Here is a 19684-nt window from a genome sequence, read left to right as displayed (position 1 = left end):
TCACGTTCCGGAACTCAGACCTCCGTACCCTCTATCGGAAGGGCTCCATGGAGAGGCTCCGCAGCGCGCAGTGGTACGAGGGACAGGACCGCAACGCCTACATACACCGGGCCTGGATGCGACGCGGAGTGCCAAACGACGCCTTCACCGGCCGGCCTCAGATCGCGATCGCCAACACCGCCTCGGACCTGACTCCCTGCAACGCGCACCTGAACGAGGTCGCGGCGTCGGTCCGCAACGGCGTGTACGAGGCGGGCGGCATCCCGCTGGACCTGCCCGTGGTGTCGCTGGGGGAGACGCAGGTGCGGCCCACCGCCATGCTGTGGCGGAACATGGCGGCGATGGCCACGGAGGAGATGCTCAGGGCCAACCCCATCGACGGCGTCGTCCTGCTCGGCGGCTGTGACAAGACGATCCCGTCCTTGCTGATGGCCGCGGCCTCGGTGGACCTGCCCGCCGTCGTGGTTCCCGGCGGGCCGATGCTCAACGGCACCTTCCGCGGTGGCTTGCTGGGCTGCGGCACCGGTGTGTGGAAGCTGTCGGAGGAGGTCCGGGCGGGCACACTCACCCAGGAACAGTTCACCCGCTCCGAGTCGGCGATGATCCGCAGCCGTGGTCACTGCAACACGATGGGCACGGCTTCGTCGATGGCGCTGGTGGCGGAGGCGCTGGGCACGGTCGTACCGGGTACCGCGGGCATCCCGGCCCCCGACAGCCGTCTGCTGGAGGCCGCGCACCACACGGGCCGGCTGGCGGTGGACATGGTGGGCGCCGACCGGCGGCCCGGGACGTTCCTGACCGAGGCGTCCTTCCGGAACGCGATCGTCGCGCTGGCCGCGATCGGCGGCTCCACCAACGCCGTCGTCCATCTCCTGGCCATCGCGGGCCGGCTGGGCATCGACCTGTCGCTCGACGACTTCGACCGCATCGGCTCCCGGGTACCGGTCCTGGTGGACCTCCAGCCGGCCGGGCGCTTCCTCATGGAGGACTTCCACCGCGCCGGCGGTCTCCTCGCCGTCCTGCGCGAGGTACGCGACCTGCTGGATCCCGACGCGCTGACCGTCACCGGCAGGCCGTTGGCCGACTTCCTCGACGACGCCGAGATCTGGGACGGCGAGGTCATCCGTACCCGTGCCGAACCGCTGGTCTCCGAGGGTGGCATCGCCGTCCTGCGCGGCAACCTCGCCCCCGACGGCGCGCTCGTCAAACCGGCCGCCGCCTCCCCGCACCTGCTCCGGCACCGGGGCCGGGCCGTCGTCTTCGACAGCGTCGAGGACTTCCACGCCCGTATCGACGACCCCGAACTCGACGTCGAGGCCGATTCCGTCCTCGTCCTGCGCGGCTGCGGCCCCAAGGGCTACCCGGGCATGCCCGAGGTGTCGAACATGCCCCTGCCCAAGAAACTGCTGGAACAGGGAGTGCGTGACATGGTCCGCGTCTGCGACGGCCGGATGAGCGGCACCGCGTACGGCACGGTCGTCCTGCACGTGGCGCCCGAGGCCGCCGCCGGCGGCCCGCTCGCCCTCGTGCGAACCGGCGACTTCATCACTCTCGACGTCGAGGCGCGCCGTATCGACGTAGACGTCCCCGCGGACGAACTCGCCGGCAGAAGCCCCGGCAAGGCCACCGTCACCGGCTTCGCCAACCCCCGGCGCGGCTGGGAACGCCTCTACGTCGACCACGTCCTCCAGGCCGACACCGGCGCCGACCTCGACTTCCTCGTGGGCTCCAGCGGCTCCGAGGTGACCCGCGAGTCCCACTGACACCGGGTCACCTCAGGGAATCACCGTGTACTAGCGAGCCGGGTCGCCGTCGTACTCGCGGCGGGCCCGGTCGACCTTGTCCAGGTTGCCCGCCGCCCACTCGGAGAGATGCGCGAAGAGCGGGGCGAGGCTGCGGCCGAGTTCGCTGATCTCGTACTCGACGCGAGGGGGAACCTCTGGGTGGTACGTGCGCACGACCAGCCCGTCGCGCTCCAGTTGGCGCAGACGCTGGGTCAGCACCTTCGGAGTGATGCGGGCGATACGCCGCTGCAGTTCCACGAAGCGCTGCCGGCCGTGGGTGTGCAGGGTCCACAGGACCGGAGTGGTCCACCGGCTGAAGACGATGTCGACGACCGGCGAGACCGGGCAGGCGAGCGCCGGTTCGGTCGTCGCGTCGGACGCGGGCGGTGCGGTGTCTTCGGCCATGCGCTTCCCCTTCGGACAGTCACTTTCCTGTAGGTACCTACTTTACTTCCGGTGCTAGCGTCCCACTGTTACCGCCCGTCCTTGCCGCGGGAGCGTCAACCACATTGCAGACAGAGGGAGTTGGTCATGATCGTAGTAACGGGGGCGACCGGAAACGTCGGCAGTTCGCTCGTGCGGGCGCTGGTGGCGGCCGGTGAGCGCGTGACCGCGACATCCCGGAACATCACCGGCGCGGACGTCCCAGAGGGCCTTCCGCATCGCAGGGCCGACCTGGCCGACGCCGAGAGCCTTCGCCCGCTTCTCGACGGCGCCGACGCGCTGTTCCTGCAGAACGGCGGGCCCAGCGCCCACCTGCTGAATCCCCGGCACCTCCTGGACGTCGCCAAGGCCGGGGGAGTGGAGAGGGTCGTGCTGCTGTCCTCGCAAGGAGTCGCCACGCGGCCCGAGTCGGCCTCGCACGGTGGAACGGCACGCGCCATCGAAGACGCCGTACGGCAGTCCGGCCTCGCCTGGACCGTCCTGCGCCCGGCGGGTTTCCACTCCAACATGTTCGCCTGGGCGGAGTCGGTACGCACCCACAGGACCGTCGCCGCGCCGTTCGCCGACGTCGGCCTGCCCACGGTCGACCCGGGCGACATCGCCGAGTCGGCCGCCGTGACGTTGCGCGACAGCGGGCACGCCGGCCGGACCTACGAGTTGACCGGGCCCGAGCCCAGCACGCCGAGGCAACGGGCCGCGTCGATCGCGGACGCGCTGGGCGAACCGGTCCGTTTCGTCGAGCAGACCCGTGAGGAGGCACGGGAGCAGATGCTCCGGTTCATGCCCGAGGCCGTCATCGAGACGACGCTGGCCATTCTCGGCGATCCCACGCCCGCCGAGCAGCGGATCAGCCCCGACGTCGAACGGGTCCTCGGCCACGCGCCCCGCACGTTCGCGGAGTGGGCCCGGCAGCACGTCGCGGCCTTTCGGTAGAGCCGGGGATCCTCGGGGGCGCTCCCGACCACGCGTCGGCGTATGACGTCGAGGCCTCCTGACGCGCCGCTCGGTACAGACCCCGGGTCCGAGCAGCCATAGCCGCGGCCCGAGGGGAGGGACAGATGTCCCTCCCCTCGGCCGCGGGCGGCTCAGGCCACCGAGGGGGTGTAGTGGGAGGCGTCGTCTCCCTCCACGACCCGGCTGAGTGTCCCGTCGATGCCGGCGGGGACATCGCCCGCGACGGTCACACGGTGGAGCAGGCGGGGCAGGTCGCCGTAGTCGTCCGGGGCGTAGTGCTGGGTGATGCGGTTGTCGAACAGGACGACGTCGCCCGGCGTCCAGACGACGCGCACGATGTTCTCCGGGCGGGTCACGTACGCCTGGAAGAGGCGCAGCAGATCACGGGAGTCGGACGGGCCGAGACCGACGATGCTCTGGGCGAACCCGCCGATGAACAGGCCCCGTTCCCCGGTCTCCGGGTGGACGCGGACGAACGGGTGCGCGGTGCGGTACTTGCGGGAGACGAACCGCTTGCGGTGCTCGGCCGCCTTCTCGCTCTTCGGGGCGGCGTAGTCGTAGTCGTTGGTGTGGACGGCCCACAGCCTGTCGGCCAGCTCGCGCAGCGGCTCGGGCAGATCCCGGTACGCGGCGGCCGAGTTGGCGATGAGGGTGTTGCCGCCGTAGGGCGGGACCACGATGCTGCGCAGCGTGGACGCCTTGGGCGGTGTGCGGACGAACGTGACGTCCGTGTGCCACTGGTTGGCGCGGATGCCCTCGTCGCCGTCGACGGGCAGGATCTGCGGCTGGCCCTCGACGGAGGGCACCGTGGGGTGCGCGGTGGTGAGTTCGCCGAAGAGCGAGGCGAAGCGGAGCTGGCCCGCGTCGTCGAGGTTCTGGTCGCGGAAGACGAGCGCCTTGTGCTCCAGAAGCGCGGAGTTGATCTCGGAGACGAGGGCGGGGTCGAGGTCGCCGGAGAGGTCCACGCCGAGGATCTCCGCCCCGATGCGTCCGCCGATCCTACGGATGTCGAAGCCGGTGCTGGTGGTCATGTGCGGTGTCCTTTCAGAGGTGCTGTGAGAAGAGGGGGTGGGTTCCGCCGGGCGCGCCCGGTCAGCTGCCCGCCGGCAGCCGCCAGGAGCCGAGCCGTCGCTCCACCGCCACCAGGAACTGGTTGAGGGCCACTCCGATGGCGGAGATCGTGACGATGCCCGCGTACATCTGCGGGATCGCGAAGTTGTACTGCGAAGCGTTGATCAGATAGCCCAGCCCCGCCTTGGCGCCGATCATCTCGGCGGCGACGAGCACCAGGATCGACACCGCCCCGGCCAGCCTGATGCCGGTGAACACGACCGGTACCGCGGACGGCAGGATGACCTTCTGGAACAGCCTGGGCGCGGACAGGTCCATCGACTTCGCCAGCTTCAGCAGCGTCGGGTCGACACCCCGCACCGCGCTGATGGTGTTGAGCAGGATCGGCCAGGTGCACGCGTACACCACGATCGAGATCTTCGAGGTCTCGCCGATGCCCAGCAGCACGAACACCGGCAGCAGCGCCAGCGCCGCGGTGTTGCGGAAGACCTCCAGCAGCGGGCCGAGGAAGTCGGCCACAGGCCGGTACCACCCGATCAGCAGTCCGAGCGGCACGGCGACAGCCACGGCCAGCCCGAACCCGCTGAACGAACGCACCAGGCTGGCACGGGCGTTGTCGGCGAGCGAACCGTCGGCGGCCAGCTCCCACCAGGCGCGGGCGACCTCGCTGACCGGCGGCAGGAACGTCCGGTCGACCAGCCCCAGGCGCGGCGCGGTCTCCCACACCAGCAGCAGAGCCACGATCGCCGCGGACCTGGTCGCCCCGCTCACCAGCAGATGCGGCAGCCTGCGCACCACCCGACGGACCCGGGCCGTCGTGACGGGAACCCGGCGCGCGTGCGGCGGCGGCGCCCCGGGCGAGGGGACCGAGGCCGGCTCGGTGGGGCCGGACGTCGTGCTCTTCCGGGTGACCGTGTCGGTTGCCGAACTCATACGCCCGCCGCCTCCTTCTCCAACCGCTGGGCCCTGGCGACCTCGTCGTGCAGCAGCGACCAGATCTCGTGCCGGTGGCGTGCGAACTCCGGACCGGAGCGCAGGTCGTCGGTCGTGTCCCGGGAACCGAGGGCGACCGGCACGATCTGCTTGACGCGGCCCGGCCCGGACGTCATGACGGCGACACGCTGTCCCAGGTAGACGGCCTCGTCGATGCCGTGCGTGATGAAGACGACGGTCTTGCCGGTGCGCTGCCAGACGCGCAGCAGCTCGTCCTGGAGCGACTCGCGGGTCTGGGCGTCCAGCGCGGCGAACGGCTCGTCCATCAGCAGCACATCGGGGTCGTAGGCGAGGCTGCGGGCGATCGCCACGCGCTGCCGCATGCCGCCCGACAGCTCGTGGGGATGGCGGTCCTCGAATCCCTTGAGACCCACCAGGTCAAGGAACTCCCGTGCCCGTGCGGCGCGTTGGCGTCGCGGTACGCCGGTGGCCTCCAGGCCGAACTCGACGTTGCCCCGCGCGGTACGCCAGGGCAGCAGCGCGTACTGCTGGAACACGATGCCGCGGTCCAGGCCCGGTCCGTCGACGGGCCGGCCGTCCAGCAGGATGCGTCCGCCGGAGGGCCGGGTGAGCCCGCCGAGCAGATCCAGCAGGGTCGACTTTCCGCAGCCGCTCGGACCGACGAGGACGACGAATTCGCCGGCCGCGATCCGCAGATCGATTCCGTCGAGTGCGGTGAAACGGGTGGTCTGCCGATCCCCCTTCCGGTCCCTGACGGTGAATTCCTTTGTGATGTTCTCGAACTCTATCTTCGGTGTGGTGGATTCCGGCATCAGGGTCAGCTCCCGCTGGCGTTGAACTCGTTGGTGTAGAGGTCCGACAACGTGACCTGGTCCTTCTTGATGTCGCCGCGCTCGGCCAGCCAGTCGACCCACAACTGGAGTTCCTTGCCGGTGATGCGGCCCGCTTTCTCGGCGACACCCGTGGACCGCCAGTACTTCAGGGGTGCCGGGTCTTCGTTGCGGCCGCGCCTCTTCACGATGTCCGTCATCCTGGCGACAACTTCCTCGCGTGGCGTGGAACGGGCCCATTCGATGGCCTTTCCGACGCCGGTGACGAAGGTCCGTGCGGTGTCGGGGTTCTGCCGCAGGAAGCGGTCGGTCATCACATAGGTGCCGGCGCTGAACGCGCCGAGCAGCTGGTAGTCGGTGAACAGCGGGCGGATGCCTCCGGCGGCCAGGGCCTTGTCGCGCAGGAGGCCGCCGAGTACGGCCACGTCGATCTGCTTCTGACGCAGGGTCTGCTCGGTGTTGACCGGCGGGACCACGAGGGGCGCGACCTTGCCGATGTCCGACTCCGACAGGCCGCCCCGCTGCAGCCAGATGTCGAGCATGGCCTCGGAGTGGGCTCCCAGGGTGTTCATCCCGACCTTCTTGCCGAGCAGGTCCCGGGCCGAGCGCAGCGGGCTGTCCTTGAGGACGTAGAAGCCGTTGTAGGCGTCCTGGTCGGCGCCGTAGTAGCTGATGACGGCCTTGATGGGGGCCTTGTTCGCGGCCAGTTTGACGACCGCGCCGTTGAACGCGCCGCCGAAGTCGATCCGGCCGGTCGCCGCGGACTGGATGTCCTGCGGCCCGCTGATGGTGTTGCCGACCCAGTCCAGCTTCACGTCCCCCAGAAAGCCGAGGTCCTCGGCCAGCTCCGGCAGGATGACCTGTCCGGCCCAGCCCTGATAGCGGAGCGTCTTGGTCCCGCCCTTGCCGGAGGTGGCACCGGCGGTCGTACCACAGCCCACCGCCACCGCCGAAAGGCCGAGCAGGGAGAGGAATTGACGTCGGGTCGATGCCGTCGTGGCCATGGAAAAGGTCCATTCGAAAGCTGGGGAGAGGGACTGAATGCGTTCTTGGGAAACTCGGCAGGAAATACCAGCGAGGAATCAGTCGACGACGAGGACGGCACAACGGCCGTGGTGGTCGACTGTCAGAGGGAGCGGGGACAGTGGTTCCCGGAATTGCTCACGAGAACGAGAGTCGCAGCGAAATCAGGCCCGGTCAACGGTGATCGGTTGGGCGACACAAGAGTGAAGCGCGCTGTTCACAATCGCCGTCGATCCGGCCCGGTGAGGGCTACACAGGCAGGACGAAAGGAGGGTGTGTGCCGTTGAGGAAGTAGTCCCCGACATCATGGAGCCGGTGGGCGACGGGCTCGTACAGCGTGTGGGTCCGGGCATTGCGCCAGAAGCGGTCGAAGCCCAGCCGCGCGGACGCGGAGCGGACACCGATGATGTCGAGGGCGCGGGCCGTGGACTCCTGCACGGCCCTGGACGCGGCGGCTTCGGCCATGGCCACGAGGACCGAGATCTCCGCGTACTCCTCGTGACCGAGATCCTCGCCGCGTGCCAGCCCGTCGTGCACGGCGTCCCGCGCCTGGTCGGCGAGCGCGGACGCGGAGCGCGTGAGCACGGTGAGCTCCCCGTAGGCGGTCAGCACCTGCGGGTCCCGCGGCGAGCCGATCGGCCAGTCCGGGTGCCAGTGGGAGTGGCCGGTCCTGCTGTACTCACGGGCTTCGGCGAGCACGCCCTCGGCCATGCCGAGACGGAGCTGCACCGAGAGAAGACGCCCGACCGGCGACACCAGAGCCGTGCGGGGCGACAGGACCTCCTCGTCCGCGGCCAGGGAGCCCAGCACATCGTCGGCGGAGACCGGCACGGCCTCGAACTCCGCGCTGCCGCCCGCCGCGAGCCGCTGCCCGAAGGGGTCGGCGTCGCCGTCGATCACCACGCCCGGCAGGGCCGGATCGACCACGACGGCGAGCGGCTCGCCGGTGCCGGCCCGCACCGCCCGCACGGCGAGACGGTCGGCGACCAGGACGCCGGCGGCGTAGCTCTGGCGGCCGTTCAGTACATACCCCTGCGCGTTCCTGGCAAGTGACAGAGCCGGTTCCTGCCGCGCCAGACCACCGCCCCAGCACCACTGCTCCGCTGCGGCGCGCCGCTCCAGCCCGGCGGCGGGAGCGGGATCGGTGAAGAACCGGGCGCTGAACGACATGTAGTAGTGACAGCCCAGCAGTTGGCCGATCGCTGCGTCGGCCGCCGCGATCTCCCGGACCACGGCGTATACCGTGGTCCAGTTCTCGCCGCCGCCCCCGAGTCCGGCCGGTATCAGGAGCGTCAGCAGGCCCGACTCGCGCAGCCGGGACACCTCGTCGAACGGGGGCTTGCCTGCCTGCTCCCTGGCCACCGCGTCCGTGGCCAGATCGTCCGCCGTCTCACGGGCCACGCGCAGCCATTGCGCACGTCCGGGCCCGGTCGGCGCAGGGGCTGGGCCCATGGCAGAGGTCTCCTCACCTTGTGGGGCATGCGTCGTCCTGAGCAGCGGCCCGAGGCGCCGTCCAAGCTTTCCTAGTAAGTCTATAGGGAAAGTAGGGAACGCGGGAACGGCGGTATCCGGCCAGCCGTGACCGTCCAACTCCCGTCCGGCATCCGATCCGTGGTTGACGAGAAGCGAGATGTCTTGCTCAAGCTGCACGACACCGGATGCGGTCACGACCTGACCGCATCCCGTGCGACGGTGACCGGGCAAGCCGCCCGGCTCACTCGAACCACGGGTCGGCACACGACTCGAAGGCCGAGGTGCTCCCTTGACCGTTCTCAACACCCGGGCACTCAACCGCGCCACCCTCGCGCGGCAGTTGCTCCTCGACCGCGCCGACCTGCCGGTGCTCGACGCCGTCGCGCAGCTGTGCGGTCTCCAGGCACAGGAGCCGCAGGAGCCGTTCATCGGGCTGTGGTCCCGGTTGCGGGCCTTCGCGCCGACGGCGCTGTCTGACCTGCTGACCGGGCGGCGCGTGGCGCGCACCCACCTCATGCGCCGCACCGTCCACCTGGTCACCGCCGACGATCTGGTGGCCTGGCGGGCACGCCACGACGCCATGCTGCGCCAGCGGGTGCTCGGCACCTACCGCCGCGAGCTGGACGGTGTGGACCTCGGCCGACTCGCGGCTGCCGGGCGGTCCGTCATGGCCGACGGCGAACCCCGCACGATGGGCGAACTCGCGCGCGCCGTCGTCGACCGCTGGCCGGCGGCGGGCCCCCGGCCGCTCGGCGAGATGCTGATCGCCGGACTGCTCCCGACGGTGCAGCTCCCGCCGCGCGGGCTGTGGCGCACGTCGGGAGGAGCACGCTATGCGTTGGTCTCTTCCTGGCTGGGGTGCGAGATCGACCCGCCGGACCCCGACGGCTCCGACCCTGTGGGTCAGGCACTGGTCCGGCGCTATCTGGCCGCGTTCGGCCCCGCCGCCTCGGCCGACCTGCGCGCCTGGTGCGGCCTGGCCGGACTGCCCGCCGCCGTCTCCGCCCTGCGCGAGGAACTGGTCGCCTTCCGCGACGAGCGCGGCCGGGAACTGCTGGACCTCCCCGACGCGCCGCGCCCCGACCCCGACACCCCCGCCCCGGTACGGTTCCTGCCGGCCTTCGACAACGCGATCCTCGGCTACCACGACCGCAGCCGGATCATCGACGACGCCCACCGCGGCCTGTCGGTGGCCGGTGCCCGGGTCGCCCTGGTCGACGGCAGGGTCGCCGCGACCTGGAGCGTCGAGGCCGACACCGTCCTGGTCACCCCGCTGGACCGCTTCACCCGGGCCGAGCGCACCGCCGTCGACGAGGAGGGACGAGCGCTGGCGTCCTTCCTCTCCGGCGGCGACAGTGACCGGGTACGGATCGCCGCGTCCCCCGGCTGAGCGCCACGCCGACACGGGCACCGATCAGGCGCACACTGGAAGGGTGCTGCCGGTGCTCACGAGGGGGTGTCGGCCGATGGAAGCGTCAGAGCGTACGACCATGCGGTGGTGGCGGTGGCGACGCAACGCGCTCAAGCGGCGCGTGGACGTCGTCGAAGCCTGGGTCGTGCTCGCCGGCTGGGTGTTCGCCCTGCTGGGCGGGCTGGCCGGAGGGCTGCTGGCGGCGGGCGCGGTCGAGCAGGCCGTCGAACGGCAGCGGGCCGGGAGCCACCAGGTGCCGGCGGTCGTCGTCAAGGACGCGCCGGGTCCGTCACCGGCCCGCGCGGCGAGCGACCACCGGGTGTGGGGCGAGGTGCGATGGACCGCGCCGGACGGTTCGACGCACAAGGACGAGGCGCGAGTGCCGCCCCGGGCTCCCGCCGGGAGCACGGTCCCCGTGTGGGTGAACAAGAGCGGTGACATCACGACTCCACCGGTGTCCGAAGGCGAGGCCTGGCTGCACACCACCATGGGCGGCGCGCTGGCCGGAGCCCTGGCGGGCGGGGCGGTGCTGGGGGCGGCCTGGCTGATACGGCTGTCCCTGGACCGCCGGCGCATGGCGCAGTGGGACGCGGAATGGGAGCGGATCGACGCGCGGCGGGGGTGGAAGACCGGCTGACCGGGAGCAACGCCCGACGGGGGCGTCAGGCTCGCGGTGTGGGACAGCCGGACCCGTAGATGCGCGTCGGGCACGGCCGACCGGGTCCTGGCCTCGATGCTCTCGTGGGCACCGAGAGCGACGGGCACGGCCCTCCTCCGGCGCCAGTGTCCCGCCAGGCGCGTCGCCACGGGCTCGGTCAGGCGGGAGGTCAGCGGGCCGAGGAGGACCAGGACGAGGAGGTACGCCGTGGCCGGCGGTCCCAGGGACGGCGCGATGCCGGCCGTGACGGCGAGTCCCGCGAGGGCGATGGAGAACTCGCCGAGGGCCACGAGCGTGCCGTCGGCCCGCCAGCGGCCCATCGGCCCGATCCCGGCCCGGTAGCCGGTGGCGATCTTCGTCGCGGTGGTGAGGGCCGCCGGTGTTCTGAGGTTGGAGACCAGGTCGGCGGCCGTGTACTCCGGGCCCGGCATGAGCAGCAGCAGGATGACGCCGATCTCGGCACCGATGGCGACGTCCTCGCCGGCGCCCAGCGGCAGCAGTCCGCCCTTGCCGCATGCCTGTCCCCCTTCGGTCGGCGTGCGCGTTCCGGTGACTCGCCTGCTGGGGCCGCGCCCGGACGAGGGACCGGATCCAGCCTGTGGCTCATCCTGGGCGACAGGACGGAAGGGCACCCGTCCCGTGTGCGCTACCTGGGCGGCTCCGGGAAGGGCGATCCGGAAGGGAAGGGAGTGGCCGAGGGCAGCCTCGCGGTCGCTCCCTCCACCTGCCGTACGGTGCCCGTTCCCGGCTGGTCGCCCGTGCCCGCGCCGGTCGACAGCTGGGACCAGGCCCCGAGGGCCACGGCCACGGCGGCCGCGGTGGCGACGACTCGTCCCACGCGCCGGGCCTTGGCACGGCGGTCCAGGTCCCGCCACGCCACACGGACCCACAGGTCCTCCGGCTGCCACAGGTCGCCGACGGAGTGCGGGGGTTGCAGCCGCCGTCCCGCCGCGCGCTCCTTCGCGGAGGGCTCCCTGGGGGCGGAGGCCCGTATGGCGTCCTCGGTGTCCGAGAGGAACCTCCGCCACACGTCGTCCGCGATCGAGGGAACGCCGTCCGGCTCGTCGGGCCTTCCCGCTCTGCCCGGTTCTTCGCTGGTCATGTCCGCCCTCCCCTCTCCGACCTTTGGCCCGATCACTGCACAGCGCAAGATCAGTATGCCGCCCGGTGCCGCGAAAGGCCTCGTCGGAGAGGGAGAAAAACGACGGGCGGGCCGAATTCCGTCTCGGCGCGCACCCGGCGCGGGGGCCGTCACGCCACGGCGGGCGCCTCCGGGAGCACGTGGTCGCCGACCTTGTCGGTGCTCAGGCAGAGCGAGCAGACCACGGCGTCGTGCGTCCGGCAGGCGGCCACGTCAGGCCGCTCGAACCGCTGCCGGCACACATGGCACTCGTAGACGACGGCGCTGGGGTTGCCGTCCTCGTCCAGAAGCGGCTCGGGGATGCCGTCGTCCGTGCGGCGCAGGTAGTACCTGCCCTGGGTGACGACGGCCATCAGCGGCGTGAGGACGAAGGCGATGACGGCCGCGGCGACGGGGGAGTACGGCTGGAGCGTGTCGCCCAGCGCGTGGAAGTACATGGCGATGGACAGCCCGGACGCGGCGACGAAGGCCACGACACCGACCGGGTTGACGGCGTAGAGCATGCCGCGGCGGAACTCGGGGGCGTGCGGGGACAGTTTCAGCACGTACTTGTTGATGCCGATGTCGGTGGCCACGGTGACCACCCAGGCGATCGCGCAGTTCGAGTAGAAGCCCAGGATGCCGTTGAGGAAGCTGAACATGTCGGCCTCCATCAGGGCCAGCGCGAAGCCCAGGTTGACCAGGACGAAGACCATCCGGCCCGGGTAGCGCCTGGTGACCCGGGTGAAGGAGTTGGTCCAGGCGAGGGAGCCGGAGTACGCGTTCGTCACATTGATCTTGATCTGGCTGATCACGACCAGGGCCACGGCCAGCGGGAGGACGATCCAGGACGGCATCATCGCGTCGAAGGCGTGCTTGAACTGCTGGATCGGCTCGGGGGCCGCGGCGGGACCGACCTCGGCGATGATGTAGACCGCGAGGAACACACCGATGGCCTGCTTCAGCGCGCCGAGCACCACCCAGCCCGGGCCGGCCATCACCACGGCCGTCCACCAACTCTGCTTGTTCTCCTCGGTCTTGGGCGGCATGAAGCGCAGATAGTCGATCTGCTCGCCGATCTGCGCGATCAGCGACAGGCACACACCCGCGCCCAGCAGCACGGACGCGGTGTTGACGCCGCCTTCCCCGTCGGTGCCCGCGTAGGCGAGGAAGCGGTCGACGGTCCCCGGGTCGGTGGCGACCAGATAGACCAGCGGACCGACCATCAGCAGCAGCCAGATCGGAGTGGTCCACACCTGGAGCTTGCTCAGCGCCGTCATGCCGTAGATCACCAGCGGGATCACCATGAGCGTGGAGACCAGATAGCCGAGCCAGAGCGGCAGTCCGAGGCCCAGCTTCAGGCCCTGGGCCATGATCGAGCCTTCGAGGGCGAAGAAGATGAAGGTGAAGCTGGCGAAGATGACGCTGGTGAGGACCGAGCCGAAGTAGCCGAAGCCGGAGCCGCGCGTGATCAGGTCCAGGTCGATGTTGTAGCGGGCCCCGTAGTAGGCGAGCGGAAAGCCGGTCACGAAGATGACGACGGCGGCGACGGCGATCGCGAGGAGCGCGTTGCCGGTGCCGTGGGCCAGACCGATGCCGGCGCCGATGGAGAAGTCGGCCATGTAGGCGATGCCGCCGAGCGCGGTGGTCGCCACCACCATCGGAGTCCAGCGCCGGTAACTGCGCGGCGCGAAGCGGAGGGTGTAGTCCTCCAGGGTCTCCTTGACGGCCTGGTCGGAACCCGGCGCCGCCTGCCGCGCCGGTTCCGGATCGGTGACTTCTGCCAGTCGTGGCTCGGCACTCATGCCACGCCTCCTCGCTGCGGGTTGGGGACGACAGGCAGGCACGGTAGGCAGCGGGCGTTACCCCTAAATACTTCCTGCGTGAAGGGAATGTTTCGGAGGCATCTCACGCACCGACACCGGCTACGGCACTCCGAGTTCGAAGAGCACGTACCCCGCGTACGACCCCGAGGCCAGCGCGGCCGTGCCGAGGACCGTGACCAGGGACGGCCATCCGAGCCGGCTCATCGCGAGGGCGAGGGGGACGAACAGGGGGAAGAGGGGCAGCAGATAGCGCGAGACGTTGCCGAAGATCTGCTGGGTCGTCATCACCATGAGGTACGACAGCACGGTGTACACGACGAGCACGGCCGGCGGGCGCAGCCGCAGCAGCAGCACCGTCAGCGCCGGCACCGCCAGCACGACGCAGACGCCGATGACGTCCTCGAAGGCCCTGGCGAAGAGATAGTCGAAGTGCCCGACGGGGAGGGACGTCAGCACCTTGAACGTGTGGGCTCCCCAGTCGAACTTGTGGGCCCACGCGCCGTCCTGGAGCTTGGAGTAGCCGTTGATGTCGCCCATGCGGTAGTTGACCCAGGCGAGATAGCCGAACAGTCCCAGCGGTGCGATCGCCACGGCGGCCAGCGGACGCAGCACACCGTCCGCGCGACGGCGCAGGGACAGCAGCGCGGCGACGGCGAGGGCGGCGACCAGCGCCGCGGCGGTGGGCCGGCAGAGCCCGGCGGCACAGGTCAGCAGACCGGCGGTCAGCCAGCGGCGGGACATGACGGCATGGCAGGCCCAGGCGGCGAGAGCCGTGTAGAGGGACTCCGAGTAGCCCGACCACTCCGTGCCCGAGCCGGGCCAGACCGCCCACAGCCCGGCCGCGACCAGCCCGGCCCGGTGGCCGCCCAGCCGCCGCGCCACGGCGTAGATGCCGAGCGCCGCGACGAACGAGGCGATCACGGACACGGTCATGCCCGCGCCGAACAGCCCGAGCCCGGTGCACTCCGAGACCAGGCGCATCAGCGCCGGGTACAGCGGGAAGAACGCCGCCGAGTTCCCTTCGAGGGTGATCAGCCCCGTCGCGCCCGGGACCGGCTCCAGGGCGGGGTCGTATCCGTGCTCGGCTATCTGCTGGTACCACCAGCCGTCCCAGCTGGCCAGGACGTCCCAGGCGTGCTCGCCGCCGCCGAAACGGGGGTTCTTCTTCCGGAAGTCGCCCGCGGAATCGAGCAGATACATGAAGACGGCGAAGCCGGCCAGCTTCAGCACGCCGTACGTCAGCAGCACGGGACCGTAACGCACGGCGGCCCAGCGCAGCCGCCGGCGGAACTCCCCGGATCTTCGGGGGACTTCAGAAGCCTCGTGGCCGGACGGCGATCGGCTCAGCTCGACGGTGCTCATGAGGATCCTGTCGTAAGGCGGTCGTTGTCGCGGGCGGGGAACACCCAGGCCCGGAGGAGGAGGAAACGCAGCAGTGTCGCGGCCAGGTTGGCGGCGACGAGGGTCATGAGCTCGACCACGCGGCCGGCCCCGGGCGCGGTGTGGTGCAGGGCGGCCAGCGATCCGCTGGTCAGGACCAGGCCCACCAGGAACGCCGCCAGGCCCTTGAGATGGTGGCGCAGCGCGCCGCCGCGCCCCCGCACCCCGAAGGTGAGCCGCCGGTTGGCCGCGGTGTTGGCGACCGCGCTGGCGAGCAGGGCGAGCGCGTTGCCCGCCTGCGCCCCCGTCACCGGTCTGAGCCCGAGGTAGAGCAGCAGGTAGCACAGGGTGCTGGCGACACCCACGGCGGCGAAGCGCACCGCCTGCCGGGCCAGGCCCGTCGGCAGTTCCCCCGCGAGGTCGCCGTCGCTGCGGCGCAGCGCGCTCAGCGGCAGCCGCCCGCAGGCCAGGGCCCGGCCCAGCCTCGCCATGCCCCGCAGATCGGCCAGTGCCGTGGAGACGATGCGCACCCGGCTGTCGGGGTCGTCCACCCAGTCCACCGGCACCTCGTGGATCCGCAGCCCCGCGCGCTCGGCGATGACCAGCAACTCGGTGTCGAAGAACCACCCCTGGTCCTCCACCAGCGGCAGCAGCCGCTCGGCGACGTCCCGCCGCACCGCCTTGAACCCGCACTGCGCGTCGGAGAACCCCACGGCGAGCGTGGAGCGCAGCAGCCCGTTGTAGCAGCGGGAGACGATCTCCCGCTTCGGCCCGCGCACCACCCGGGAACCACGCGCGAGCCGGGTGCCGATGGCGACGTCCGAGTGCCCCGAGATCAGCGGCGCGACCAGCGGCAGCAGCGCCGCGAGGTCGGTGGACAGATCCACGTCCAGGTAGGCCAGCACCGGGGCACGGGACCGCGACCAGGCGGCGTGCAGCGCGCGGCCCCGACCCTTCTCGGCCAGCCGGATCCAGTCCGTGCCGGGCAGCTCGGCGGCCAGCCGGGCGGCGATCCGCGGGGTCCGGTCGGTGCTGGCATTGTCGGCGATGGTGATCCGGAACGCGTAGGGGAACGTCTCGCCGAGGTGCGCGTGCAGACGCCGGACGCACGGCTCCAGATCGTTCTCCTCGTTGTACACGGGTACGACCACGTCGAGGACGGGCTCCGGGTGGTGCGCGGACAGGGGCGCCCGGCGCGGCAACGCGGCGAGCTCTGAGGTCGGGCGGTCGGTCAGGGCCGGCCGCCGTGCGGTTCTCATGGCTGCTTACCGGTCTCTTTCTGGCGCGCGGCATACGCGAGCGCCGGTTCAGGGCATGCCGAAGGCGCCCGTGTCGGTGGTGCGGTGACGGGAGTGCGGGGCGATGAAGCCCCTGGCGGGAATCGCCTCTCAGGCGGCTACTCGGAACTGACCGATGCGGAGGGCTCCTGTGTCGTCTCCAGGGCGGACGGCGGGGCCGACGTCTGGGTCGGGGGAGGGGGCGAGTAGGGGAGGGCCGTGCTGGTGCTGCTCTCGGAGGGCGTGACGGTCGGCGGAGGGCCGGTCGGGGTGCTGGTGGTCCCGGTCGGTGTGCTGCTGCCGGGTGAGGTCGCGGGCACCGACGTCTCCGACCCGGTCGGAGTCGGGCTCGGATCCGGGGCGCCGGTCGTGGGCCCGTCGTCGTGTGTGGGCGTCGGGCTGGTCGCGGGCCGCGGCCGGGGATCGGCGGGCTGGGCCTTCGTGAGCATGCCGGGCAGCAGGGCGAGCCCGACACTGAGCCCGGCCACCGCCACGGCGGAGCCGCCCGCCTTCCACAGCATCCGCGACCGGCGGCGGGCCCGGATGCCCTGGTGCAGCCGCTGCCGCTGCGCGGGCTCGTAGGGAGTGTGCTGCTGGGTGTCGCGCATCAGCCGCGACAGGTCCCGCTCGAAGTCGTCCATCGTTGCTCCCTTCACCCCACGGGCCTGACGGCGTCGGACAGGATCTGGCGGAGCCGTGCGACTCCGCGTGACGCGTGGGACCGTGCGGTGCCCACGGGGCAGCCCAGCGCCTGGGCGACCTGGGCCTCGGGCAGGTCCTCGTAGTAGCGCAGCACCACCGCCGCGCGCTGCTTCGGCGACAGCAGGGCCAGCGCGGCCTCCAGCCGCGAGCGCTCCGCCACGGTGGAGGACACATCGCCCGGGTCCGCCCGGTCCGGCAGCTGCTCCACCGGGCGCTCACCCCACCAGCGCCGTCGCGCCGAGCGCGCCGCCATCCGCACCAGCACCGTGCGGACGTACGCCTCCGGGGCCTGCTCCGCGACCTTCGGCCAGGCGAACCACAGCTTCACCAGGGCCTCCTGCACCAGGTCCTCGGCCCGTTGCCGGTCGCCCCCCGTGAGCAGTCGCGCGACATGGAGCAGCGCCGACCAACGGGCGGCCACGAACTCGTCGAAGCCGTCCGCCCGAACCTGCTCCATCCTCACCGTCCCGCGTCTCAGTGGCCTCCTACACCTGTGAAAAGACGCTGGGCCCCGCCCCGCGCTGCACCCGGATCCTGTGATCCACCTCACTCCAGCCGGATTCGGGCATGGAAAAGGGCCCGTGCACTGGGCACGAGCCCTTTCCGGTGCAGGTCCGGGGACGACGCCGGCACGCCTGGGGACGGCGCGGCCGCGCGGGATCCCCCCGGCCCGGGATCACCCGCCGCCCGGGCCGCCGCTGCCGAACGAACCGCTGCCGCCCTCGTTCCAGCGGGGGCGCTCCTGCGACGCGCTCCTCCGGTCGCTCACGTTGCCGTGGGCCTTCATGCGGTGCGGGGTCAGGCGGTCCTGGCTCCGCGGCACCTCCTCGGGCTCCCGGCGCTCACTGACTTCCCGGACCGGGCCGCCGTCGGGCAGCCGCGGCTGCTCCTCGGGGCGCGGTGTGGGCAGCTCCCTGCGCTTGATGCGAACTCCGAGGACGAAGGCCCCCAGCAGCAGGGCCACGACCACCACACCCGCCACGACCAGCCCGATTCCGAGGGCGCCACGGCCCGCGGCCATCTCCATCCATGCGGTATTCATGGCGCGCGGGTACCCCTGGTCCTCACCATGAACCTGCCCACATCGGGCGCCCCCCTTGGGGGCACCGGGTTTGACGGGCATCGACCGGGGCTACCCGCGCGGTGTGACTTCGACGACATCCCAGCAGGAGCTGTTCCGGTTCCTGGAGGACCGCTTCGCCTGCGCGCAGGCGTGTACAGAGTGCGCGCGGGCGTGCGCGCTGCGCGCGAGCCTGGTGGATCCCGACGGCACCGAGAACCAGGAGCTCGTACGACGCAAGGGCATCATGTGCGCGGAGGTCTGCGACGCGACCTGTCGTGTGCTGTCCGAGCAGAACCAGGTGGACGAGAGCACCATCCGCGCCCAGGTGGAGTGGTGCCGGACCGTGTGCCTGGAGGCCGCCCACGCTTTCGACCGGCAGCCGGGGGCGGAGGACTCGGCGACGGCGTGCCGCGCGTGCGCGCGGGCGTGCACGGACTTCCTCGCCACCCTGAACTGACATCGCCATTCCCTATTTCTGAAACACGTTCTACGGTGTGCGCCGACAGGACCGGCCTTGGGGAGCCTGGAGGCGCCGTGCACCTCGAATACACGCCCGAGCAGCAGCGGCTGCGCACCGAACTGCGCGCCTACTTCGCCGAACTGGTCCCGGACCACGCCCACGCCCGGCACGGCGATCCCGCCGCCCAGAAGCGGTTCTACCGCGAGACGATCCGGCGCCTCGGCACGGACGGCTGGCTCGGCGTGGGCTGGCCCGAGGAGTACGGCGGGCGTGGCCTGACAGCCATGGAGCAGTTCATCTTCTTCGACGAGGCCGCCCAGGCGGGCGTCCCGCTGCCCCTGATGGCGCTGAACACCGTCGGCCCGACGATCATGCAGTACGGCACCGACGAGCAGAAGGCATACTTCCTCCCGAAGATCCTCTCCGGCGAGCTCGACTTCGCCATCGGCTACAGCGAGCCCGGCGCGGGCACCGACCTCGCGTCACTGCGGACCCGTGCGGTCCGGGACGGCGACGAGTACGTCGTCGACGGCCAGAAGATCTGGACGACCAACGGCGACACGGCCGACTGGGTGTGGCTGGCCGTGCGCACCGACCCTGATGCCCCGCCGCACAAGGGCATCACCATGCTGCTGGTGCCGACCACCGCCCCCGGCTACTCCTGCACCCTGATCAACACCCTCGCCTCGCACGACACCACGGCCAGTTACTACGAGAACGTCCGGGTCCCCGTCTCCCGCCGGGTCGGTGCCGAGAACCAGGGCTGGCGGCTGATCACCAACCAGCTCAACCACGAGCGCGTGACCCTGGCCGCCCACGGCACCATGGCGATCCGCGCCCTGCACGACGTGCAGCGCTGGTCGACGGAGACCAAGCTCGCCGACGGCCGCCGCGTCGCGGACCTGCCCTGGGTACGCCGCCTCCTGGCTCGCACCCACGCCCGGCTGGACGCCCTCAAACTGCTCAACTGGCAGATGGTCAACTCCGTCCAGGAGGGCACCCTCACCCCGCAGGACGCCTCCGCCGTCAAGGTCTACGGTTCCGAGGCCCGGCGCGACGCCTACGCCTGGCTCATGGAGATCGTCGCCGCCCCCGGAGCCCTGAAGGAGGGCTCGGCGGGCGCGGTCCTGCACGGCGAACTGGAACGCGGCTACCGCTCGGCGGTCATCTTCACCTTCGGCGGCGGCAACAACGAGATCCAGCGGGAGATCATCTCGTGGATCGGGCTGGGGATGCCGCGGGTGCGTCGCTGAC

Annotated in this window: 19 protein-coding genes and 1 pseudogene; 6 read left to right on the top strand and 14 right to left on the bottom strand. The window is 71.3% G+C overall.

Features of this window, described 5'->3' with window-relative positions:
- The first annotated feature begins 47 nt into the window (after window positions 1-47).
- Window positions 48-1763: a dihydroxy-acid dehydratase gene (locus ACFZBT_RS08510; RefSeq protein WP_391100048.1), complete on the top strand. Its 1716-nt coding sequence runs from the start codon at window positions 48-50 to the stop codon at window positions 1761-1763.
- 30 nt (window positions 1764-1793) lie between these two features.
- On the opposite strand, the gene ACFZBT_RS08505 is transcribed toward ACFZBT_RS08510, so the two are convergent.
- Window positions 1794-2189 carry a winged helix-turn-helix transcriptional regulator gene (locus ACFZBT_RS08505; protein ID WP_391100045.1) on the bottom strand — a complete coding sequence of 132 codons (396 nt, stop codon included), beginning with the start codon at window positions 2187-2189 and terminating at the stop codon, window positions 1794-1796.
- 126 nt (window positions 2190-2315) lie between these two features.
- On the opposite strand from ACFZBT_RS08505, the gene ACFZBT_RS08500 reads away from it, so the two are divergent.
- Entirely contained in the window at window positions 2316-3161 is an 846-nt protein-coding gene (locus tag ACFZBT_RS08500) for an NAD(P)H-binding protein (protein ID WP_391100042.1), read from the top strand.
- Between the two features lie 152 nt (window positions 3162-3313).
- On the opposite strand, the gene ACFZBT_RS08495 is transcribed toward ACFZBT_RS08500, so the two are convergent.
- The 5 genes from ACFZBT_RS08495 to ACFZBT_RS08475 all read right to left on the bottom strand — a co-directional run bounded on the left by ACFZBT_RS08495 (window position 3314) and on the right by ACFZBT_RS08475 (window position 8512).
- Window positions 3314-4213 (bottom strand): TauD/TfdA family dioxygenase, encoded by a 900-nt coding sequence (locus ACFZBT_RS08495; protein ID WP_391100040.1) that lies wholly within the window; start codon window positions 4211-4213, stop codon window positions 3314-3316.
- A 61-nt stretch (window positions 4214-4274) separates the two neighbouring features.
- Window positions 4275-5186 carry an ABC transporter permease subunit gene (locus ACFZBT_RS08490; RefSeq protein WP_391100038.1) on the bottom strand — a complete coding sequence of 304 codons (912 nt, stop codon included), beginning with the start codon at window positions 5184-5186 and terminating at the stop codon, window positions 4275-4277.
- Window positions 5183-6019, bottom strand: coding sequence for an ATP-binding cassette domain-containing protein (locus tag ACFZBT_RS08485; RefSeq protein WP_391100036.1), 837 nt, complete (start codon window positions 6017-6019; stop codon window positions 5183-5185). The genes ACFZBT_RS08490 and ACFZBT_RS08485 overlap by 4 nt, the downstream gene beginning before the upstream one ends.
- 5 nt (window positions 6020-6024) lie before the next feature.
- The gene (locus ACFZBT_RS08480) at window positions 6025-7041 is read right to left on the bottom strand and encodes an ABC transporter substrate-binding protein (protein WP_391100033.1); all 1017 of its coding nucleotides are present in this window, start codon (window positions 7039-7041) and stop codon (window positions 6025-6027) included.
- Window positions 7042-7309: 268 nt separating this feature from the next.
- Window positions 7310-8512, bottom strand: a complete 1203-nt coding sequence (locus ACFZBT_RS08475) for an acyl-CoA dehydrogenase family protein (RefSeq protein ID WP_391100030.1) — start codon at window positions 8510-8512, stop codon at window positions 7310-7312.
- Between the two features lie 310 nt (window positions 8513-8822).
- Here ACFZBT_RS08475 and ACFZBT_RS08470 point away from each other — a divergent pair, with 310 nt between their 5' ends.
- Both ACFZBT_RS08470 and ACFZBT_RS08465 read left to right on the top strand, forming a co-directional pair.
- Window positions 8823-9923, top strand: a complete 1101-nt coding sequence (locus ACFZBT_RS08470) for a DNA glycosylase AlkZ-like family protein (RefSeq protein WP_391100028.1) — start codon at window positions 8823-8825, stop codon at window positions 9921-9923.
- Between the two features lie 76 nt (window positions 9924-9999).
- Window positions 10000-10581, top strand: coding sequence for a hypothetical protein (locus ACFZBT_RS08465; RefSeq protein ID WP_391100026.1), 582 nt, complete (start codon window positions 10000-10002; stop codon window positions 10579-10581).
- A 149-nt stretch (window positions 10582-10730) separates the two neighbouring features.
- On the opposite strand, the pseudogene ACFZBT_RS08460 reads toward ACFZBT_RS08465, so the two are convergent.
- The 8 genes and pseudogenes from ACFZBT_RS08460 to ACFZBT_RS08425 all read right to left on the bottom strand — a co-directional run.
- Window positions 10731-10979 (bottom strand): annotated as a pseudogene (locus tag ACFZBT_RS08460) (cation:proton antiporter); the annotation flags it as partial.
- A gap of 269 nt (window positions 10980-11248) precedes the next feature.
- Window positions 11249-11704, bottom strand: a complete 456-nt coding sequence (locus ACFZBT_RS08455; protein WP_391100024.1) for a hypothetical protein — start codon at window positions 11702-11704, stop codon at window positions 11249-11251.
- A 149-nt stretch (window positions 11705-11853) separates the two neighbouring features.
- Window positions 11854-13527, bottom strand: coding sequence for a purine-cytosine permease family protein (locus ACFZBT_RS08450; RefSeq protein ID WP_391100021.1), 1674 nt, complete (start codon window positions 13525-13527; stop codon window positions 11854-11856).
- Between the two features lie 120 nt (window positions 13528-13647).
- The gene (locus ACFZBT_RS08445) at window positions 13648-14910 is read right to left on the bottom strand and encodes a glycosyltransferase family 39 protein (protein ID WP_391100019.1); all 1263 of its coding nucleotides are present in this window, start codon (window positions 14908-14910) and stop codon (window positions 13648-13650) included.
- The gene (locus ACFZBT_RS08440; RefSeq protein ID WP_391100017.1) at window positions 14907-16187 is read right to left on the bottom strand and encodes a glycosyltransferase; all 1281 of its coding nucleotides are present in this window, start codon (window positions 16185-16187) and stop codon (window positions 14907-14909) included. Before ACFZBT_RS08440 ends, ACFZBT_RS08445 begins: the two co-directional genes overlap by 4 nt.
- 137 nt (window positions 16188-16324) lie before the next feature.
- A complete protein-coding gene (locus tag ACFZBT_RS08435) occupies window positions 16325-16846 on the bottom strand; it encodes a cellulase (protein ID WP_391100014.1) in 522 nt (173 codons plus the stop codon).
- A gap of 11 nt (window positions 16847-16857) precedes the next feature.
- Window positions 16858-17364 carry a SigE family RNA polymerase sigma factor gene (locus tag ACFZBT_RS08430; RefSeq protein WP_184595762.1) on the bottom strand — a complete coding sequence of 169 codons (507 nt, stop codon included), beginning with the start codon at window positions 17362-17364 and terminating at the stop codon, window positions 16858-16860.
- Between the two features lie 219 nt (window positions 17365-17583).
- Window positions 17584-17949, bottom strand: a complete 366-nt coding sequence (locus ACFZBT_RS08425) for a DUF6479 family protein (protein WP_391100010.1) — start codon at window positions 17947-17949, stop codon at window positions 17584-17586.
- 103 nt (window positions 17950-18052) lie between these two features.
- On the opposite strand from ACFZBT_RS08425, the gene ACFZBT_RS08420 reads away from it, so the two are divergent.
- Both ACFZBT_RS08420 and ACFZBT_RS08415 read left to right on the top strand, forming a co-directional pair.
- Complete coding sequence (locus tag ACFZBT_RS08420) at window positions 18053-18427, top strand: ferredoxin (protein WP_391100008.1); 375 nt, start codon at window positions 18053-18055, stop codon at window positions 18425-18427.
- Between the two features lie 77 nt (window positions 18428-18504).
- Window positions 18505-19683: an acyl-CoA dehydrogenase family protein gene (locus tag ACFZBT_RS08415; protein ID WP_391100005.1), complete on the top strand. Its 1179-nt coding sequence runs from the start codon at window positions 18505-18507 to the stop codon at window positions 19681-19683.
- Window position 19684 lies beyond the last annotated feature (1 nt).

This window comes from Streptomyces sp. NPDC008137 (genome assembly GCF_042957035.1).
Taxonomy (GTDB): domain Bacteria; phylum Actinomycetota; class Actinomycetes; order Streptomycetales; family Streptomycetaceae; genus Streptomyces.
The sequence above is the reverse complement of the archived record's forward strand: the minus strand, read 5'-3'. Positions and strand labels throughout refer to the sequence as shown.

Bases quoted from the DNA above. Each gene is read 5' to 3' on its own strand.
- ACFZBT_RS08510 (WP_391100048.1), top strand. From the start codon at position 48: ATGGAGAGGCTCCGCAGCGCGCAGTGGTACGAGGGACAGGACCGCAAC.
- ACFZBT_RS08505 (WP_391100045.1), bottom strand. From the start codon at position 2,189: ATGGCCGAAGACACCGCACCGCCCGCGTCCGACGCGACGACCGAACCG.
- ACFZBT_RS08500 (WP_391100042.1), top strand. From the start codon at position 2,316: ATGATCGTAGTAACGGGGGCGACCGGAAACGTCGGCAGTTCGCTCGTG.
- ACFZBT_RS08495 (WP_391100040.1), bottom strand. From the start codon at position 4,213: ATGACCACCAGCACCGGCTTCGACATCCGTAGGATCGGCGGACGCATC.
- ACFZBT_RS08490 (WP_391100038.1), bottom strand. From the start codon at position 5,186: ATGAGTTCGGCAACCGACACGGTCACCCGGAAGAGCACGACGTCCGGC.
- ACFZBT_RS08485 (WP_391100036.1), bottom strand. From the start codon at position 6,019: ATGCCGGAATCCACCACACCGAAGATAGAGTTCGAGAACATCACAAAG.
- ACFZBT_RS08480 (WP_391100033.1), bottom strand. From the start codon at position 7,041: ATGGCCACGACGGCATCGACCCGACGTCAATTCCTCTCCCTGCTCGGC.
- ACFZBT_RS08475 (WP_391100030.1), bottom strand. From the start codon at position 8,512: ATGGGCCCAGCCCCTGCGCCGACCGGGCCCGGACGTGCGCAATGGCTG.
- ACFZBT_RS08465 (WP_391100026.1), top strand. From the start codon at position 10,000: ATGGAAGCGTCAGAGCGTACGACCATGCGGTGGTGGCGGTGGCGACGC.
- ACFZBT_RS08455 (WP_391100024.1), bottom strand. From the start codon at position 11,704: ATGACCAGCGAAGAACCGGGCAGAGCGGGAAGGCCCGACGAGCCGGAC.
- ACFZBT_RS08450 (WP_391100021.1), bottom strand. From the start codon at position 13,527: ATGAGTGCCGAGCCACGACTGGCAGAAGTCACCGATCCGGAACCGGCG.
- ACFZBT_RS08445 (WP_391100019.1), bottom strand. From the start codon at position 14,910: ATGAGCACCGTCGAGCTGAGCCGATCGCCGTCCGGCCACGAGGCTTCT.
- ACFZBT_RS08440 (WP_391100017.1), bottom strand. From the start codon at position 16,187: ATGAGAACCGCACGGCGGCCGGCCCTGACCGACCGCCCGACCTCAGAG.
- ACFZBT_RS08435 (WP_391100014.1), bottom strand. From the start codon at position 16,846: ATGGACGACTTCGAGCGGGACCTGTCGCGGCTGATGCGCGACACCCAG.
- ACFZBT_RS08430 (WP_184595762.1), bottom strand. From the start codon at position 17,364: ATGGAGCAGGTTCGGGCGGACGGCTTCGACGAGTTCGTGGCCGCCCGT.
- ACFZBT_RS08425 (WP_391100010.1), bottom strand. From the start codon at position 17,949: ATGAATACCGCATGGATGGAGATGGCCGCGGGCCGTGGCGCCCTCGGA.